The following is a 17,900-nucleotide window of genomic DNA, read 5'->3' as shown; positions in this document are numbered from 1 at the left end:
TTCGTCTCCAGTGTGGCCGACGCCATGTAGTTGTCAGCGCAGGCTTCGGGGCTCCAGTTGTGGGAAAGCCACCAAAGCCCGACTCCGGTCAGGCCAGGTATCCGCCGTCGACGGTGAGGACGGTGCCCGTGATGAAGGAGGCGCCAGGGCTGGCGAGGAACGCCACACCGGCAGCGACCTCCTCGGGACGGCCGAACCGTCCCAGGGCCTTCAGGGCGCGCTGCGCGTCGGCGAACTCGCCGGTCGGCGGGTTCATGTCGGTGGCGACGGCGCCCGGCTGGAGGACGTTCACGGTGATCTGCCGGGGGCCGAGGTCGCGGGCGGCGCCCTTGCTGTAGCCGATGACGGCGGCCTTGGTCGCCGCGTAGTCGGCCATCCCGGTGAACCCGGCCCGCCCGGCGAGGGTGGAGCCGATGGTGATGATGCGGCCGCCGTCCTCGATCACCGGGGCGGCGGCGCGGATGGCGGCGACCACGCCGACGAGGTTGACGTCGTACAACCGGTCCTGCGCGGCCGGGTCGTCCTCGCCGAGGACGGCGCGAGCCGATTTCCACGTCATGGCCTACGACGTGCCCTCGGCGATGCCGTACGAGCAGGGCACCAACCCGTTCTTCGTGTCCGTGCGCGGCGAGGACGCCGACGAGATCAGCACCCTGTGGCAGCGACTGGCCCCGGGCTCGAACGTGCTGCGCCCGCTGGAGCCCGCGGTATGGGCCCCGCTGTACGGCATGCTGACCGACCGCTTCGGCGTGACCTGGGTCCTGGACGTCACCGCCCCCGACAACGGCTGACCCACTCCGCGCATAACAGGGTCCACTTCCATGTGGGCCGACTGCCGTCGGCGGGCTGATGGCGAGGACGAGTGGGGCGGGCAGCCGTTCGTCCCCCACCGGGAGCGGCCGACGGCCGTACCCGAGCGCCCGCAGCTCTCGCCGCACGTGCTCCTCCGAGAAGCCGGCCATGATGACGATGGCGGACGCAGGCCACCCCTGCCCCGCCAGCGCCGCTGCGCGGCGTCGCTGTGGTCCAAGGGCCCTGTCTCATCGGGCAAGTCGACGCACGCCCGGCCCCGGATCGCACCAAGATCGCGGTCTCGGCTGCACCCTCCTGGGAGATCGCTTGACAGCCAGGACATGTCCCGCTTCGTTACCGCTGCCTCAGACCAGGTGATCATCGTTTGGTTCGCCCTCCGGCGAGGTCGTCCGTCTGCTCGGCCGCGAGAAGACTTCGCCGCGCGCTTCCCAGTTCATGACGCCCGCCTGGGGCGTCCTCAGGCCGAGCGGGCCGCTGAGCGGCGCACGTACGCGCCCGGCGTCTGGCCGAAATGCCGGCGGAAGGCGAGGATGTAGCCGTTGGCGCTGGTGAACCCCACCCTGGCCGCCACCGCCCCGACCAGGTAGCCGCGATCCAGCAGTTCCAGCGACTGGTTGAGTCGCAGCCGCGTACGCCACTCAGAGAAGGCAAGCCCCGTCTCGGCCCGGAAGGCCCGACGCAGGCTCGTCGAGCTGCTGTGCAGGCTGCGCGCCCACTCGGCGGCGGTGCGCGGGTCGCTGGGGGTGCGACTGAGCTGCTCGGCCACGGCCAGGGCCACCCGGCTGCTGGGCCGGGGCAGCGGCAGGCTGGCCCGAGGCCCGGTCGACAGCGCGGCGAACACCTCCGCGTCGTTGCCCGGCGCTGAGCGGCGCATCCGGCCGAGCAGCAGGGCGCGCTGCGGGTCGGTGACGTTCACCGTGGTGGCCTCGGTGTGCTGCAGCGGGTACAGATCCGTCTCGAACGTCTCCACCACGATCATCGAATCGGGCCCGAACCTGGCGCTGTGCGGAACCCCAGCTGGGATCCACACGCCGACCGACGGCGACAGCCGGTGCTCGCGCCCGTGCGCCGTCACCGTGATTCGCCCGAGCGGGACGTACAGGAACTGGTGGAAATCGTGCGCGTGTGTCGGATGGCCCCAGTCCGCGATGAACTCATCGTCTGCCAGGACCTCCGGCGTGGCCACTGTCTCCGTCACGGTCGCACAACCTCCTCGTCGATGGGTGGCCCCTGAGTGTGAGCGGCCGCCCGCCGCGTTGGACCCGTCCGAGTTAGGTAAGGGTAGCCTAATTTGCCGTTCGCCAGGTTAGGAGCCCAGGATGACCGATGACTGACACCTCGCCGCCGCGGCCGCGGACGGGGGTCGCCCGCGGGGTGACGGTCGCCCTGCTCGCACTCGTGTGCTTGGCCGCCGTGATCGTCGCCGGTATCGCCCTCGGCGCCCGCGACATCTCCCCGCTGGAGGTCGTCCGCGTCTTGGCCGATCCGGCCAGCGACAGTTACAACGGCCACGTCCTGTGGACCGAGCGAATCCCGCGCACTCTGCTCGGGCTCGCGGTCGGGGCCGCGCTCGGCGCCTCCGGCCTCATCATGCAGGCGCTCACCGCGAACCCGCTGGCCGACCCCGGCATCCTCGGCGTCGAGCAGGGCGCGGCCATGTTCGTGGTGCTCGGCATCCTGTTCTTCGACGTTTCCGGCGTGGGTGGCTCCTTCTGGGCGGCGTTGGCCGGGGCGGGCCTGGCCGCAGCGCTCGTGTACACCGTCGGCACCCGCAGCGCCGCCGGTAGCACCACGATCGGGCTTGTCCTGGCTGGGGTCGCGGTGGCCGCCGTCATGAGTTCGCTCGTCACCCTGCTCGTCGTCCGTGACGAAGCGGTCTACGCCCACCTGCGGTTCTGGTCGGTCGGTCAGCTCACCGGCCGGGCCGGGATCCTCGACGACATCACGCCGTTCGTCCTCGCCGGGCTCGTGTTGGCGCTGCCTCTGGGCCGTGTCCTCAACATGCTCAGCATGGGCGACGACGCGGCCGCCGCGCTCGGCGTCAGGGTCGGTCGCGCGCGGCTGGGCGGCGCGGGCGTGGCGGTGCTGCTCTGCGCGGCGGCCACCGCGGCGGTCGGCCCCGTGGCCTTCGTCGGCCTGGTCGGCGCGCACTGCGCCAGGATGCTTGTCGGTGCCGACCACCGCTGGTCGCTTCCGCTGTCCATGGTCTGCGGAGCCGTGCTCTTGCTGGCCGCCGACATCGCCGGGCGGCTCGTCCTGCGCCACGGCGAGATCCAGGTCGCGGTCATGACCGCGGTCGTCGGCACGCCGTTCTTCGTGTGGCTGGCACGGCGCCGGAACCTGGTGCGTGTCTGATGGACCTGCTCGACATCCGCGCGGCCGCGGGCTCCTCCCGCCGCGCCGCCGTCCTCGGCGCGATCAGGCGCACGCGCCGCGGCCAGATCAGGCGCCTGGCTCTCCTAGCCGTCCTGTGCGGGGCGTTGCTCGCCGCCCTGCTCCTGGCCGCGATCTTCATCGGCGGTGTACGCCGGCTCGACCCGGCCGACATCCTGCCCGCCGCCCTCGGCCTGCGTACCGGCCTGGCCGACTACGTCGTCTTCCAGAACCGGCTGCCCCGAGCCCTGGCCGCAGCCCTGTCCGGCGCGTTGTTCGGCCTGTCGGGCGCCCTCTACCAGCGGCTCATCCGTAACCCGCTCGCCACGCCCGACATCGTCGGCATCTCGGCTGGCGGCGGCGCCGGCGCCACCACCGCCCTGATCCTGGCGCCGTCGCTGCCCTTCGGCATGCCGCTGGCGGCGCTGTGCGGGTCGTTCCTGCTGGTGGCGGCCATCCATGCCATGAGCTGGCGCGGCGGCGTGGACACCTACCGGCTCGTCCTGGTCGGCATCGGGCTCAGCGCCGTCTGTGTCGCGTACACCAACTACCTGCTCACCGCTGCCGACCAGCACAGCATCGCCATCGCCATGCGCTGGCTGGTCGGCAGTGTCAACGGCGTGAGCTGGGAAGGCGTCGCCACCCTCGCGGTGGCGCTCATCCTGGGCGCGCTCGGCACCGCCGCGCTCGCGCGCCCGCTGAGCGGCATGGTCCTGGGCGACGACATGGCTACCGGGCTCGGCACCGCCGTTCCCAGAGCCCGCGTCGCCACCCTCCTACTGGGCGCGGGCGCCGCCGCCCTGGCCACCGGCGTCGTCGGGCCGATCGGCTTCGTCGCGCTGATCAGCGGCCCGATCGCGCTGCGGCTCACCGGCGGACGGCACACGCTCGTCCTCGCGCCCCTCGTCGGCGCGCTCATTGTGCTCGGCGCCGACCTGCTGGCCCAGCACGCCCCCGTCATCAGCCCGGTGCCCACGGGCGTCCTCACCGCGCTGCTCGGCGCGCCCTACTTCTTCTGGCTGATCCTTCGCCGCCGACCCGGAGCCACCCCATGACCTACCAGCTGGAAGCCCGCGCGATCAGCAGCGGCTACGGCACCTCGCTGATCATCAAGGAACTGTCGGTCGGCGTCGCGGCCGGCCGCATCACCGCCTTGGTCGGCCCGAACGCATGCGGCAAGTCGACCCTGCTCAGATCCATCGCCCGGCTGCTGCCGCTCGCCTCCGGCGCGGTCCTGCTCGACGGCGCCGACATCCACGCCACACCCACCAAGGAGGTGGCCCGCCGGCTCGGCGTCCTGCCGCAGTCGCCCGTCGCGCCGGAGAGCATCACCGTCGGCGACCTCGTCTGGCGGGGCCGCCACCCGCACCGCCGCTTCGGTGCACGCCGCACCGCCGCCGACGAGGCCGTCATCGCCGAGGCCCTGCTGGCCACCGGTACCGCCGAGCTGATCGACCGGCCCGTCGACCAGCTGTCCGGTGGGCAACGCCAGCGGGTCTGGATCGCGCTCGCGCTCGCCCAGGACACGCCGACGCTGCTGCTGGACGAACCCACCACCTACCTGGACATCGCCCACCAGATCGAGGTGATGGACCTGCTGGCCGAGCTGAACGAGCGCACCGGCAAGACCATCGTCCTCGTCTCCCACGACCTCAACCAGGCCGCACTGTATGCCACGACCATCGTCGCCATGCGCGAGGGCCGGATCGTGCGCCAGGGCCCGCCCGAGCACGTGCTCACCGAGGAGACCGTCGCGGAGGTGTTCGGCCTGACCTGCGCGGTCATGCCCCACCCCGTCGACGGGACGCCTCAGATCTTCCCCCTGTCAAGGAGAAACCGATGAAGAAGTTCGCCGCCGTCGCCTGCCTGGTCCTGGTCACCGCCTGTGCGGCCCAGGAACGACCCGCGCAGAAGGCCGCCGCCGGGCAGGGCGCGTACCCCGTGACGCTCACCAACGCCTGGGGTCAGGACACCCTCGACAAGAAGCCGCTGCGTGTGGCGACCGTCTCTGACGGGGACACCAGCATCGCCCTGGCTCTCGGGTTGGTGCCGGTGATCACTCCAGACGTCGTAGACGGCGGGACCGTTCCGGAGTACAAGAAGCAGGCCATGGACAAGCTCGGTGTCACCAGCCTGAAGACCTATGACGACACCGACGGCACCGACTTCGAGGCGATCGCCGCCGAAGCGCCGGACGTCATCCTCGGCGTCAACACCTGGGCCATGGACACCGACTACGCCAAGCTCGCGCCGATCGCGCCCGTGGTGACCTACGCCCAGAAGAAGGATGCCGACACCCTGCCGTGGCAGGAACGCTTGAAGGTGGCGGCCAAGGCGCTGGGCCTGAGCGACCGGGCCGAGGCGGTCATCAGCGCCAACCGCAAGGTCATCGCGGACGCCGCCGCCGCCAACCCCGCCTTCCAGGGCAAGACCTACACCTACGTCGTCGTCCACCCCGAGCAGATCACCTTCATGTCCTACGCCAACCAGGACCCCGGCATCTTCGAGGAGCTCGGCCTGCGCAAGACCGCCAACGCCGCCGACTACAGCGCCGACAACAACGGGGTCAGCCTGGAGAACCTCGACCAGCTCGACGCCGATGTCGTCCTGGTCACCTACCCATTCGGCGACGAGGGGCTGCTCAGCGCGTCGGAGCTGGCGGGCAACAAGCTCTTCCAGTCACTGAAGGCGGTCAAGAACAAGCACGTGGCGGTGGTGCCCTCGCAGAACACGCTGTCATCGGCGATCGCCTACCCCGACGCGCTGAGCTCCTCCTGGGTGGTCGAGCAACTCGCCCCCATCCTGGCCAAGGCGGTGGCAGGCGCCTGACCTCCCGGCCACCCCCACCCGCATGACACCCACACGCGTCACCCCGAGGCCGCGCCACCTGGCCTCCACAGGCCCGACTCCCGCAGGTCAGGCGCGCCATCGGCCGCCCACACGCCAGCCCCGGGCCGACCTGCCACCTTCCTGGGGGGTCAGTCGCCCGCGGAGGTGTCCACGTGGCCTGCGGGCATGGACAGCAGTCGGCGGCCGCGCGCGATCGTGGCCGCCCGGTGAGCGATCACGACCAGCGTCCGGTCGCCGGCCACCGCCGACAAAGCCCCCTCGATCATGACGGCCGTCTCGTGGTCGACCTCGGCGGTCGCCTCGTCCAGGATCAGCACCGCCGGATCGGCCAGCACCGCCCGGACGATCGCCACCAGCTGCCGTTCCCCGGCCGACAACCCCGAGCCGTGCGTCCCCACCGGCGTGTGCAGCCCGCCGGGCAGCGACGCCACCCACCCGGTCAGCCCGAGCTCGCCCAGCGCCGCCTCGACACGGCGAAGGTCCGGGCGGGTGGGCAGCATGGACAGGTTCTCCGCGAGCGTGCCGTCCACCAGCAGCACGTCCTGCGGGACCAGCACGATGCGTGCCCGCACCCGGGCCGGATCCGCGGCGGCCAGATCATGCCCAGCGAATCGGACCACCCCGGTGTCTGGCGTGTACAGCCCGGCCATGAGCTTGCCCACCGTCGACTTGCCCGACCCGGTCCGCCCCGCGATCACCAGCCGCTCCCCGGCCGCGACCGTCAGTGACAGTCCCTCGACCGCCGGGTGCGGGCCGCCATAGGAGAAGCCGACCGCAGACAGGGTGAGGTCGCCCCTCGCGGGCAGAGCGCCGCCGTCGCGGCCAGGGTGTGCGGGAGCGCTCGCCCTGATCAGGTCCAGTACGCGCGCCAGCCGTACATGAGCCTCGCGCGCTTCGCCGATCGCGGCGGCCAGATCCTCGAAGCGGTGGAAGACGTCTCGCGCGGCCAGCACGAACACAACCGCCACCCCGACCGTGAGCAGCCCCCGGCCGACCAGCCACGCCCCGAGCGCCAACACTCCGCCCACACAGGCAGCCTGGAGCAGCGCGAGCCGGTTGAGCTCCAGTTCGGCACGCACCTGCTCCCCCTGCGTGTCGAGGAGCCGGTCGTTGTCGGCGCGAAAACGCTCCAGCCAGCGCGGAACCGCGCCATTGACACGCAACTGCTCCTGGGCCGGAAGGGACTCGGCGAACCGCGCCGCGACCGCCGCCTCCGCTGCGGCGACCGCCCCGTAGGCCGTGCCCGCCCGCGCCCGGAACCGGCGCACGATCAGCACGGCAGGCGGCACGAACGTCATCAGAAGCACGACGGTCAGCAGCCACGAGTACGCCGCCAACATCACCACCGTGAACCCCAGCACCGCGGCGCCGGTCACCAGGTCGGGCAGCGTGCCGGCGGCGAACGAGCCCAGCCCGTCGATCTCGCCGGTCACCCTGCGCAGCAGTTCGCCCCTGCGGTTCGCCTCGACGAAGCGCAGCGGCGCCGTCCCCACCGCAGCCACGGCTCGGTCCCTCAGCCCGGCCAGGGCGCGCTCACCCACCCTGACCAGCCAGTACCGCGACAGCCACGCGAGCCCGCCCCCGGCCGCGACCAGTCCGAGCAGCACCATCGCCCATACGGCCAGCCCGCCGGAGTCCCCGCCGCCCGCCGCGTCGATCACCCGCCCGATCGCCGCAGTCGATCCGGTCGTCAGGACGGCCCCGGCCAGGTTGAGCGCCACCACTCCCGCCAACGCGAGCCGATGCCCGCGCAGGAACACCGCGGCCCGCTGGAAGACGGCCCGCTGATCCGGCATCTCCGTGAGGACAGGCTGTTCAGGCATGAGTGCTTCCCTGTGAGAGATCGGAGTCGGTGGCCTGGGCCGTGAGGGGGCCGCCCTCGGGCATACCAGTGGGCGAGACCGTGTGGAGGTCGTCGCCGGGTGTGGCCGTGAGGGGACTGTGCTGGGGCGGAGCGGTGAAGGCGCCGCCGGTGAGGGTGACGTGGCGGTCGGCGCGGGCGAGGATGGCCGGGGAGTGACTGGCGAGAACGACCGCCTTGCCCGCCGTCGCCTGGCGCAGGCGGTCCAGGACACGGGCCTCGGTGCCAGCGTCCAGGGCCGAAGTGACGTCGTCGAGCAGCAACACAGGGCAATCGCGCAGCAACGCCCTGGCCAGCGCGACGAGCTGGCGCTGCCCCCCGGACAGAGCGCCGCCGCGCTCGCCCACCGGCGCGTCCCAGCCGATTCCCGGCAGCGCGAGGTCGAGCCCGGCGGCGAACGCGGCCCTTTCGATCTCCCCGTCCGGATGATCGCCGCTCAGCCGCAGGTTCTCCGCGATCGTGCCGTGCAGCAACAGCGGCCCCTGCGATACGAAGCCGAGCGTGCGGTAGAGGTCGTCGGGGTCGCTGCCCCGCAGCGAAACCTCGCCGAAACAGGCTTCGCCCGTCGAGGGCAGGAGCTGGGCGATGGCCCTGAGTAGCGTGCTCTTGCCTGACCCGGTCGCCCCGGTGAGCACGATCCACTCGCCGGGCGCGGCGGTCAGCCGCAATGGACCGAGCACGGGCCCGCCCTCCCGTTCGACGCGGAGCCCGCTGACCCGCAGGACCCCGGCGCGGGGCAGGGCCGGGCCACCCGCCGACGCGGCCGGCAACGCCAGGATCTCCTCGATCCGCCCGGCCGCGACGCGCGCCTCGGCCCGTTCCCCGAGCCGGGCGGCCATGACGGTGACCGCCAGCGACACCGTGCCCATCCACAGCACGAACGTGGTCAGCTCACCCACGGTCAGGCGTCCGGCCAGGGCCGCGTGCCCGCCCGCGAACAGTCCGGCCACGACCGCCAGCCGCGGCACGACGAACACCGTGGCGTCCCAGGCGGAGCCGACCGAGGCCAGACGCGTCGTGGCGCGGCTCACCTCGGCGCTGCGCCGGTGATGGCGCTCGACCATGAGGGCGTCGGCGCCCACGCCGCGCAGCGGGAGCAGCGCCGTCAGCAGGTGCTCGGCCACCGTCGCCCGGGCGCTGTGCGCCTTGGCCAGTTCCCCTGCGCGGCGGTCGAACAACGGCGGGAACACCCGGTTGACCGCCAGCAGCGAGGGCACCGCCAGCGCGGCGACCAGGAGCAGCAGCGGGTCGAGCCCGGCCATCCCCGGAACCAGCACCAGCCCGGTCGTCCCGATCACCACCCACGTGGTGAGCCCGTGCACCCAGACCTGCACGGCGTCGACGTCCCGGGTGGCCCGCGTGGTCAGATCGCCGTACCCGGCCGCGGCATGCCGCATCCTCTCGGTGTCGGTGGCCAGGATCGCCCCCAGCAGCCGGGTGCGCAGCCACGTGCCGGCCCGGACATCGGCCAGCGTGGCCCATTTCTGCCAGCCGCGCATGCCGGCGTACTCGGCAACGGCCACCACGACGAAGGCGGCGGCGTAACCGGCCGCAGCGGCCACCGAACCGGCCCGCACCCCCAGATCCACCGCCCGCCCGAGCAGCCACGGCAGGGCCAGGAACGCCAGTTGCCGCACCACCGCCGCGACGATCGCACGCGCCAGATCGGCCCGCACCCGCACCAGGCACTGCCGTAGCGGCCATCGTCCACCCCGATTCCTCACGGCCGAAACCGTAGGTTCCGCCTCCGCCGCCGGCTCCAAGGCAGAGCGCACGCCGTCGAAGCCGCCGCCCGATCACGCGCGACAGTGGCACGGCATGGACGCCTGGTTGGATCCCGCCGTGCGGGCGCGCCCTAATCTGGCCGGGTCGTCAGGAGGAAGGAGCCACGCGGATGCCCACCCGCAACCCCCGGACGGTCGTCACGTTCCCCATTGTGCTGAGGGAGCTGACCGTCGTGCGAGTCACGGATGTCACCCCCGGGATGCGGCGTGTCACGCTCGGCGGCACGCAACTGAGCGCCTTCCACCGCGACGGGCTCGACCTGCCGGCGCTGCGCTCGGAGGGCTTCGACGACCACGTCAAGTTCTTCTTCGCCGCCGACGGCCGCGATCTCCCCGTCCTGCCCCGCCAGAACATCAGCAGTCTCGACTGGCCGGCCGACGAGCGCCCCATCGCCAAGGACTACACCCCGCGCCGCTACGACCCGGAGGCGGGGGAGATCGACTTCGATTTCGTACGGCACGGCAACGGCCCTGCGGCCTCGTGGGCAGAACAGGCCATACCAGGGCAGACCGTGTGGATTGCCGGGCCGAAGATGTCCCACCACCACCCCGAGGGCGCCGACTGGATCCTGATCGCCGGCGACGAGACCGCGCTGCCCGCCATCGGCCGGTGGCTGGCCGAGATGCCGGAAGGCGTCAAGGCGAAGGTCTTCGTCGAGATCAGCGACGACACGCACCGGCAGGACCTGCCGACCCGGGCCGACGCCGACATCACCTGGCTCTCCCGCCAGGGCGCCCCGGCGGGCACGACGGACCTGCTGGAGCAGGCGGTCAGGCAGATGGACTGGCTGCCGGGTGTCGTCTTCGCCTGGGCCGCAGGCGAGGCCCTCAGCCTCAAGGGGCTGCGCCGCCACCTCACCGCCGACCGTCAGGTGCCGCGCGAGCAGACGCACATCACCGGCTACTGGCGGTTGACCCAGGCCCCGCACGCCCCTGGCGGCCCGGAGGAGGACGGCGCGCACGAAAGGCTGCACGAGCTCACCGACCTGGCGCCGGGCTTCGCCATCCGGGCGGCGGTCACGCTCGGCCTGGTCAACCTGGTCCATTCGGGCGCGTGCGAGCCCGCCGCCCTGGCCGCGCGCACCTCGACCGACCTCGCCGGACTGACCGCGCTCATGGACTACCTGGTCGCGATCGAGGTGTTCGCCACCGGCCCCGACGGCCGGTACCGGCTCACACCCGTCGGCGAGGAACTCGTCGAGGACGACCATTCGGCCGAGGAGTACCACCTCGGCGGCGCGCGGGCAGCGCTCGACCTGTCGCTGTCCGGGCTGGTGCGGACGCTGCGCACCGGCCGGGCCGGGTACCGCACCCAGGAGGGCCGGCCGCTGGTGGCCGCGATGCCGTCCGACGCGCGCCTGGGCGGCTCGGCGCGCGAGGCGGTCGAGGAGAGCGCCCGCTGGGTCGCGCCCGGCGTTCTGGCCGCCTACGACTGGGGAGCGGTGAAGGCGCTGACGGCGGCCGGCAACGGCGCCGCGACCATCGTCAACGCCCTGGTCAAGGCCGAGCCGGGACTGCGCGTGCGGATCGCGGCGATGCCGTCGGCGCTTGGCGTGCTGCGCGAGCGCATTCTCGACGCCGACGTGCTGCCCCGGGTGGAGCTGCTCGCCACGACAGGACAGGCGCCGCCCGGCGGTGACGACACCGTACTGCTGGCGCACGCGCTGACCTGGCTGCCGGATGAGGACGCGGAGCTGCTGCTCGCCGAGACTGCCGGGCGGCTGCCGCCGGGTGGGACGCTGATCATGGTGGAGGAGTTCCGGCCGGACGGGCTCAACGGCCCCGACGCGGTGCTGCACGACCTTCAGCTGCGTTGCGCGTTCGGCTCCGGCCTGCGCCCTGCCAGCCGCATCGCAGAGCTCGCCGAACGGGCAGGCTTGCGGGTGCGCTCGGCCCGCGACATCGGCTGGGACCACCGGATGTGGGTCATGGACGTCTTGCCGGTGGACCATCCGGACGCCTCATGACAGGGCCCACCGGAGAACCTCCGGGGGAGTCGGTGTAGGTGGACCACGTCGTTCTCGTCCACGGTGGGATGCGTGGGTCGTGGTGCTCGTCATGGGTGCTGCCTCGGCTGGCCTGGGCGTACTGGATGCGCCGCCCCTCCCACACGATCGAGGTCGGGCTCAGCTGGGGCTGTCTCGGCCGTTCCGACATCGCCGTCCGGCTGTTTGAAGAAGGCCAGGCCGGACGCAGCCTCGACTACGCCCATGACACCGCCCTCGGCCTGACCGCCATCGCCGGCGCCCAACTGGAACAGGGCGAGATCGACGGCGCGTTGGAGAACGCGGGCCGAGCCGCCGACCTGATGGCCACCGCCGACTTCAGCCGCGTCGCCGACCTGCTGCGAGCCTTCTTCCAGAGCCTGCCGTACGGCCCGCGCGAGCGGCCTTCCATACCTGGTGGGAGACCCTCGTCCCCGCTCCGGACCATGACCACAGCGAGTAGGAGAAGCCCGGTGTTGTCGGCTTGCGGCGTGGCCCGGCCATCGCTTTGACGGGCATTGCCCTGAGACACCAGGCCGGAACCTCCTCGCCTGGACCGATCGCCTCCACGATCCGCACAGTCCCGCTTCCGCTGGTCGCTGGCGACCGCATTTCCGCCTGGCTCGGCATTCCTGGCCCGCTGCGGATCGGCCAGCGCGGAGCCCTGACCACCTCCGGGATTGTCCAGGTTGTGCTGGTCGTCGGCGACGAGGCTATCCTCCCCGCCCTCTGCCACGTCTTCGTTTGGCGAACCGGGCAAGGCTGGACCTGGCCGGATGACGCTACCGGCAGGCGCGCGGTTCCCGCCCGCTCAGGCGGTTCCCTCTGGTGGGGGAGGCCGATTACCCCTTCGGGGGAGGCGCCCCCACTTGCCGTGCGGCAGAGTTGCGGCATGTCGAAGCAGACAGTGAAAGTGCTGGTCGGATGCGGCGGGGCGCTTGCCTACACGGTTGCCAAGGTGTCCTGGGGCTTCAGGGAGAACTGGGCTTCCCCGGGTATCCCGCGCCGCCCGACCATTACAAGATCCACGATCCGGTTTCGGGTCAACTGGCCAACGCGGCCGGAGGCCTGGCGATGATAGCGATCATCGCAGCGCTGCTTCGGCTTCCTGTCAATAGGATCGCCCGCCGCCTCATCCTGGGTGTGTCCTGGGCGGGGGCGGCGTTTGTGACCGCAGGTGTGATCGGGTTCGCGGGCCGGGCGACGGGCCTCATCGTCGAGCCGGGCAAACCACCGCAGAGCTGGGCCGCCTGGGTATCTCTGGCGGTGGGCGCGATCTGGGTGGTCGCCTGGGTCTCCGCCACGATCGGAGCGATACGGAACCGGCCGTCGGCCGTCGCCGCCAGCCGGCCAGATCAGTTGTCGGCGCGCTAGCCTGCCGCAGGCCCAAGCGGTCTTCGGCCACAGCCAACAGCGATGGTCTTCTTGGGGCTGGCGCTCTGGCAGCGACGAGGCGCTGCCGTACCGTCGGAGCGGACGCGCGCACTGAACGAGATCCCATGAAGAGCTTCCGCTGTGACCAACATGCCTGACAACCCACAAATATTGGTCAGGCACGTTCAGGAAGGCCTACATGCCGTTTCACCTGCTGCCGCATGCCTACTTCACGGTGCCGGGCAGTCCTTCGTGGGCGTCGTAGATATCTGTGAAGACCACCATGCAGGGCGAGGTACCGACGGCGTTGAGGATTCCCATGGCCCGGGTCTTTCCCTGGGCGTTGGTCGCGTAGATGGGGGCACCCGAGTCGTCCTGAGTGAAACACCCCAGCCTGTCGGCCTCTCGCTTGCCGAAGGCGACATTCCTCAGCCGCATCCCGCCTGACACTTGGGCGTTCGTGCGGGTCTTGGTGACGGTCCAGTAGCAGAGTTCGTCGGTGCCGCAGAATCTGTCAGCCACTTTGTTCCGCCCTGAGGAGATGCCGCGATGGTTCGCCCGGTCGTCGAGTTGACGCCGCCGACGAAGATGGAGCGTGCGGCGGACACGCCCGAGGCCATCTTGATCAGGGCGAGGTCGCTGCGGTACTTACCGTCGACCTTGGCGCTATCGATCGCGGCGCTGGTGAAGGTGTCATGGGTGACTGTGCCCATGCCTCCGCCGCTGACGGGCCGGTTTCCCATGCCCACGCAGTGGCCCGCGGTCAGCACGTAGGACTTCGCCTGGTGGACCCAGCCGAACCCGGTGGTGCAGTCCGTACCGTTGGTGGTGAAGTGTGCGCCTCCTCAGAAGGGACTGGTGTCGTTCTGCCAGCCCGTCAACGTCACAGCTCGGCGCGGGGTGACGAACAGGGCCACGGCGTCGCCACCGTAGCGGGCCGCCAGTGCGGTGCGCAGCGCGGCGGTCGCGTGGGTGGTCTCGATGACGACCTTGCCGGATTCGGGGTTGATCGCCGTGCTGTGCACCCGGTCGAAGTCGGTGGGGGTGAGTTCGGTGAGTTCGTCGGCGATCTGCTGCAGGCGCTGCCGGGTGTGCGCGACGACGCGGGTCTGGGGGATCACCTCGGAGGCGTTCCTGAGGTCGGTGCTCCTGGACTGGGCCGGGTCCTTCGGCGGGGCGTCGGCGGCCTCCGCGTTGGGGTCTCGGCGTTGGGGTCTCCGGGGGTTTGGCCCCGGAGACCACCGGCGGGACGACGGCGCCCGAGTCGTCGACCGGAAGGCCGACCTTATGCCGGAGACAAGAACGTGAGCGCCGAAGTGAGCGAACAGGAGACCGACGCCGAGTTCGTCGCCCGCCGCGGCGCCGGTCTCGGGCAGAAAACGTCCTGCTCATGGCAGTGACCAGCGCCGAGCACATCCCTCAGGGCACGGGAACCTATTAGCACATGACGCGTACGTGGCAGAGGGCCCGGACGCGCCTTCGGTGCAGGAGAACTGGAGCACCTGCGACGACCGCCACGACGGCGAGGGCCGCATCGAGAGGATTTTCGTGACGTAGTCTGTTTATGCTCAGGCCCGTGGCACTTCAATGGGAACAGATCATCGTCGACTCCGCCGACCCTGTCACTCTCGGGCGCTGGTGGGCCGAGGCTCTCGGCTGGGTAGTGGTCGATGAATCCGAGGAGATCATCGAGATTCGGCCTGAGCCGGACCAGATGCCGGGGCTGCTCTTCGTGCCTGTTCCCGAGGGCAAGACGTCGAAGAACCGGCTCCACCCCGACTTCCGCCCCGACGACCAGGAGGCCGAGGTCGCCCGGCTGCTCTCTCTCGGTGCCCGGCGCGCCGACACCGCGCAGGACGAGCAGCACTGGGTGACCCTCCTCGACCCGGAGGGCAACGAGTTCTGCGTCCTGAGTGAGCGGAAGAGCTGAGCGGAGCCGGGCAGCGACCGCGGCCAGCGGCCACCCCGGGCGCAGCCGGGAGACCAGCGGGGTAAGTGCGGTCAAAGCGGCGAAGACCGATCGCTGATTCGCCGAAGCGGAACGACCAGGTCAGACGGCCTGCGGGGCGGCCGATCTTATGTGTTAACGGACATTGACACATACAATCCCGCGTTGCCGTAGGTCGAAAGCTATGGGCAGTCGTTCTCTGCGGGCTGTGGCGGTGGAATACGCCGAGGACCTGGCCGCCCCGGGCCTCGATGGATTCTGTCTCGTGGACACCTCCCACATTCCGGAGCGTCACGCGAGCCGTGAACCATATGCCTGTTTGGCGGTTAATCAGGGGAATATCCCGTTATTGGTCTGGGATGCTTGGCTCCATGGGTGTGACGCAGACGCTGGCGAAGGTGGCGGCCGAGGTGGAGGAGGGCTCTCCGGCGGCCCTCCTGATGGCGCGCCAGCGGCTGCGTAGCCTGATCGGGACCTACCCCGATCGGCTGGACCTGCGAGAGCAGCTCGCCGAGGTCTACCGGACCCTCGGCGATCCTGTCCAGGCGGGGCGCTGGGGATACCTGGCCGAGCAGCGGGTTCCCGCCGAGACGGCCGCGTTCGAGCGGGTCTACCGAGACCCTGTCGACCGCATGCTCGCGCTCGGCTGGCGTCATTCCCCAGATCACGCCCAGACGGCGTCTGCTCGTGAGCGCCTGGCCACCGTCTTGGATGCGGCCAGCCAGCAGGCAGGTCGCCCCCTGACCTACACCTGGCGCGAGGACCCGGCGGCGGCGGACTGGGGCGAGCCCTGGTGGGAGGGCGCCGCCGTCTTCGTGCTCTTCGGCTCGGCAATCCTGCTCATGGGAATCGGGCTCGTCACCGTCCTGCGCTGGCTGGGCTGCTGGCTGTTCGGCTGGTTCTGCTGACCAAAGCCCACCCCGAAGATGTCACTCCGGCTGACCTCACACCGGAGCGACACGGCTTCACCACCTCGTGACGGTGAACGAAGAATGTCCTGACCTGCAGTTCGACCCTTAGCGTTACTACCGGCAAAGTAGATTCCCCGGACCCCTACCCCGGCCCGACCAGGGCTCTCGTCGTTGGCCACAAGGCGCAGCCGAGGTTCCTGGTCTGCTGAGAGCATCCCGATCGCCGCATGGAACCGGTTCATGCTGTGAAGAAGTTCGTTCTCGTCCGGGAGGGAAGCGGTCACCCGTATCCCTTCCCGGTGTGGGTTGACGTAACGGGAGGGAAGAGGCGTCGCCTCGTGCTCCCGCATGCGCAGATGCTGCCATGCCTGGACCCACTGATCCGTGTCGGCGTGGCAGGCGGTCACGATGGCGCGCACGGCTGGCCGCGTCATCGGCTCGCTGCTGGTCGACCCCGGCGAGTCGGCCGACGCGCCCGGCCTGTGCGAAAGCCTGAACGTGGCCAAGAGCAGTATGAGCGTCGCTTTGGGGCAGCTTGAACGTGGCGGCCTCGTCGAACGGTTCCGCCCGCCCAAGGGCCGCCGCGATCACTACCGGCTGGCCGATGACGTCTTCGGACGCGCGTTCCGGGCCAAGATGGCCGAGTTCACGACATTCGCCCAGCTCGCCGAACGGGGGTTGGCCGTGGTCGGCGACAACCCCCGGGGCAGGGCCAGGCTGGAGCTGATGCGCGACATGTAAGCGTTCATGGGCCGCGAGTTCCTCAAGCTCCTCGACCAATGGGAGCAGGAGAAACAGCGTTCACCAACAGGACAGGCGGACTCCGCTCCGTAGACCGGGTCGGCCTGCCCGCAGAGCAGCACCTCGCCGGGCCATCCCACCACGCTCGCGTCCTGCTCAAACCCACCCAGCCGGCGGCGTCAGCCGAAGACCTGCCTGGCGGCTGGGGACAGCTTCGGGAGCGGAGGGCCATCTCCAGGCAATGCGAGACAGGGCTCGGGTGGCCGCCCGGCACCGATCATGGAAGGTATGGAACAAGCGGACAGAGCGAATAGCAAGCGGCGGCTCCCGTGACACAGCCGCGGAGATACGCGCCCACTCCGCACGCATCGTGGCTCTCGACACGCAGGTTGGCGCCGGTGACCTGGTCGAGACGGCGGCGCGGACCGCCGTGCGCGCCCACCGGGTCGCGCACGCCTCGGCCGACCGCGACGCGCTCGCAGCGGCGGCCGAGGCGCAGCAGATCGCCGGGGGCTGGCCTTCGACGCGGAACAACAGGGGCTATCAAGACGGCTGAGCCTGGAAGCCCTGCTCACGGCGCGGGTCGCCGGCGACCGGAGCACGGGTGCCACCGGAGTACGGCCGGGCATGGGCCGCCGACTTCTCGGACGTAGGTTTCTGGACGGTCTTCGTGCAGGTCGGCACGCCGTCCGAGACGGTCTACCTTTCCGGACGCTCGGCGACCAGACGACACGAAACCGCTGGTCAAAAGCTTGGCGGCCCGAACCTGCAGTATTCCGGTGGCACCCGCACGGGAGGCGCAAGCCAAGCTCGAACTGTTTGAAAGATGCTCACGCACCTTCGCGGAGACCTGGACGAGGAGATGTTCCTCCACAGGGGAGACTGCGTCGGTGCTTATCTGTCCGGCCAAGCCGGATGCCGCTCGAATACATGATGCGCGACTGGTGCATACATGTGCTGCACAGACCCTGAGCAACCGCGTCCAAGACCAGGACCCCGGCTTCCTGACGCACCACATGCATCTCCACCTCAATACCACGATCGAACGCCGCTCCACAGCACACATATGCACCTCACGCACTTGCCCATCCAAGTTCGGGAAGGGAAGACCTTGAGAGAGCACCTCAGAAGCACGCTAAGGATCGTGTTCACCTCAGAGGATCTCGCGCTCACCCGCATCGCTGCCCGGACCGACCTGATGTGGGAGATGGTGGGCAGCCTGCACCGCCTGCAATCCCGTGACGCTGGGGCAGCGCTTGC

At 70.7% G+C, this 17,900-nt stretch carries 18 protein-coding genes; 12 read left to right on the top strand and 6 right to left on the bottom strand.

Annotated elements, in window-relative coordinates; translation table 11 throughout:
- Positions 1–88 precede the first annotated feature (88 nt).
- Positions 89–559, bottom strand: a complete 471-nt coding sequence (locus ABD120_RS25460) for an SDR family NAD(P)-dependent oxidoreductase (RefSeq protein ID WP_343952576.1) — start codon at positions 557–559, stop codon at positions 89–91.
- On the opposite strand from ABD120_RS25460, the gene ABD120_RS25455 reads away from it, so the two are divergent.
- On the top strand, positions 558–791 hold the full coding sequence (locus ABD120_RS25455; protein WP_343952575.1) for a VOC family protein: 234 nt from the start codon (positions 558–560) through the stop codon (positions 789–791). The two genes, ABD120_RS25460 and ABD120_RS25455, sit on opposite strands and share 2 nt — an antisense overlap.
- 479 nt (positions 792–1,270) lie before the next feature.
- Here ABD120_RS25455 and ABD120_RS25450 read toward each other — a convergent pair whose 3' ends face one another.
- Positions 1,271–2,011 (bottom strand): helix-turn-helix transcriptional regulator, encoded by a 741-nt coding sequence (locus ABD120_RS25450; RefSeq protein ID WP_343952574.1) that lies wholly within the window; start codon positions 2,009–2,011, stop codon positions 1,271–1,273.
- A 128-nt stretch (positions 2,012–2,139) separates the two neighbouring features.
- Here ABD120_RS25450 and ABD120_RS25445 point away from each other — a divergent pair, with 128 nt between their 5' ends.
- The 4 genes from ABD120_RS25445 to ABD120_RS25430 are packed head-to-tail and all read left to right on the top strand — an operon-like array spanning position 2,140 to position 6,015.
- The gene (locus tag ABD120_RS25445) at positions 2,140–3,168 is read left to right on the top strand and encodes a FecCD family ABC transporter permease (protein WP_343952573.1); all 1,029 of its coding nucleotides are present in this window, start codon (positions 2,140–2,142) and stop codon (positions 3,166–3,168) included.
- On the top strand, positions 3,168–4,241 hold the full coding sequence (locus ABD120_RS25440; protein ID WP_343952572.1) for a FecCD family ABC transporter permease: 1,074 nt from the start codon (positions 3,168–3,170) through the stop codon (positions 4,239–4,241). The genes ABD120_RS25445 and ABD120_RS25440 overlap by 1 nt, the downstream gene beginning before the upstream one ends.
- Complete coding sequence (locus ABD120_RS25435) at positions 4,238–5,029, top strand: ABC transporter ATP-binding protein (protein ID WP_343952571.1); 792 nt, start codon at positions 4,238–4,240, stop codon at positions 5,027–5,029. Before ABD120_RS25440 ends, ABD120_RS25435 begins: the two co-directional genes overlap by 4 nt.
- On the top strand, positions 5,026–6,015 hold the full coding sequence (locus ABD120_RS25430; protein ID WP_343952570.1) for an ABC transporter substrate-binding protein: 990 nt from the start codon (positions 5,026–5,028) through the stop codon (positions 6,013–6,015). Before ABD120_RS25435 ends, ABD120_RS25430 begins: the two co-directional genes overlap by 4 nt.
- A gap of 149 nt (positions 6,016–6,164) precedes the next feature.
- On the opposite strand, the gene ABD120_RS25425 is transcribed toward ABD120_RS25430, so the two are convergent.
- A complete protein-coding gene (locus tag ABD120_RS25425; protein WP_343952569.1) occupies positions 6,165–7,859 on the bottom strand; it encodes an ABC transporter ATP-binding protein in 1,695 nt (564 codons plus the stop codon).
- Positions 7,852–9,621, bottom strand: coding sequence for an ABC transporter ATP-binding protein (locus ABD120_RS25420; RefSeq protein WP_343952568.1), 1,770 nt, complete (start codon positions 9,619–9,621; stop codon positions 7,852–7,854). The genes ABD120_RS25425 and ABD120_RS25420 overlap by 8 nt, the downstream gene beginning before the upstream one ends.
- A 170-nt stretch (positions 9,622–9,791) precedes the next feature.
- Between ABD120_RS25420 and ABD120_RS25415 the strand changes: the two genes are divergently transcribed.
- From ABD120_RS25415 to ABD120_RS25405, 3 genes are all read left to right on the top strand, one after another.
- The gene (locus ABD120_RS25415) at positions 9,792–11,648 is read left to right on the top strand and encodes an SIP domain-containing protein (protein WP_343952567.1); all 1,857 of its coding nucleotides are present in this window, start codon (positions 9,792–9,794) and stop codon (positions 11,646–11,648) included.
- Positions 11,649–11,686: 38 nt separating this feature from the next.
- Positions 11,687–12,178 (top strand): hypothetical protein, encoded by a 492-nt coding sequence (locus ABD120_RS25410; protein WP_343952566.1) that lies wholly within the window; start codon positions 11,687–11,689, stop codon positions 12,176–12,178.
- 562 nt (positions 12,179–12,740) lie between these two features.
- Positions 12,741–13,040: a hypothetical protein gene (locus ABD120_RS25405; protein WP_343952565.1), complete on the top strand. Its 300-nt coding sequence runs from the start codon at positions 12,741–12,743 to the stop codon at positions 13,038–13,040.
- A 225-nt stretch (positions 13,041–13,265) separates the two neighbouring features.
- Here the strand turns inward: ABD120_RS25405 and ABD120_RS25400 are convergent, their stop codons facing one another.
- Both ABD120_RS25400 and ABD120_RS25395 read right to left on the bottom strand, forming a co-directional pair.
- On the bottom strand, positions 13,266–13,562 hold the full coding sequence (locus tag ABD120_RS25400) for a hypothetical protein (RefSeq protein ID WP_343952564.1): 297 nt from the start codon (positions 13,560–13,562) through the stop codon (positions 13,266–13,268).
- Positions 13,563–13,885: 323 nt separating this feature from the next.
- Positions 13,886–14,161 carry a hypothetical protein gene (locus ABD120_RS25395; RefSeq protein WP_343952563.1) on the bottom strand — a complete coding sequence of 92 codons (276 nt, stop codon included), beginning with the start codon at positions 14,159–14,161 and terminating at the stop codon, positions 13,886–13,888.
- A 455-nt stretch (positions 14,162–14,616) separates the two neighbouring features.
- Between ABD120_RS25395 and ABD120_RS25390 the strand changes: the two genes are divergently transcribed.
- From ABD120_RS25390 to ABD120_RS25375, 4 genes are all read left to right on the top strand, one after another.
- Positions 14,617–14,970 (top strand): VOC family protein, encoded by a 354-nt coding sequence (locus ABD120_RS25390; RefSeq protein ID WP_343952562.1) that lies wholly within the window; start codon positions 14,617–14,619, stop codon positions 14,968–14,970.
- A gap of 389 nt (positions 14,971–15,359) precedes the next feature.
- A complete protein-coding gene (locus ABD120_RS25385; protein ID WP_343952560.1) occupies positions 15,360–15,896 on the top strand; it encodes a DUF6584 family protein in 537 nt (178 codons plus the stop codon).
- Between the two features lie 387 nt (positions 15,897–16,283).
- Positions 16,284–16,640, top strand: coding sequence for a GbsR/MarR family transcriptional regulator (locus ABD120_RS25380; RefSeq protein WP_343952559.1), 357 nt, complete (start codon positions 16,284–16,286; stop codon positions 16,638–16,640).
- Positions 16,641–17,010: 370 nt separating this feature from the next.
- Positions 17,011–17,196 carry a hypothetical protein gene (locus ABD120_RS25375; RefSeq protein ID WP_343952558.1) on the top strand — a complete coding sequence of 62 codons (186 nt, stop codon included), beginning with the start codon at positions 17,011–17,013 and terminating at the stop codon, positions 17,194–17,196.
- The last annotated feature ends 704 nt before the right edge of the window (positions 17,197–17,900 follow it).

The organism is Nonomuraea longicatena (assembly GCF_039525605.1).
GTDB lineage: Bacteria > Actinomycetota > Actinomycetes > Streptosporangiales > Streptosporangiaceae > Nonomuraea > Nonomuraea longicatena.
Note: the sequence above shows the minus strand (reverse complement) of the source record. Positions and strands in the feature narration are given on the sequence as shown.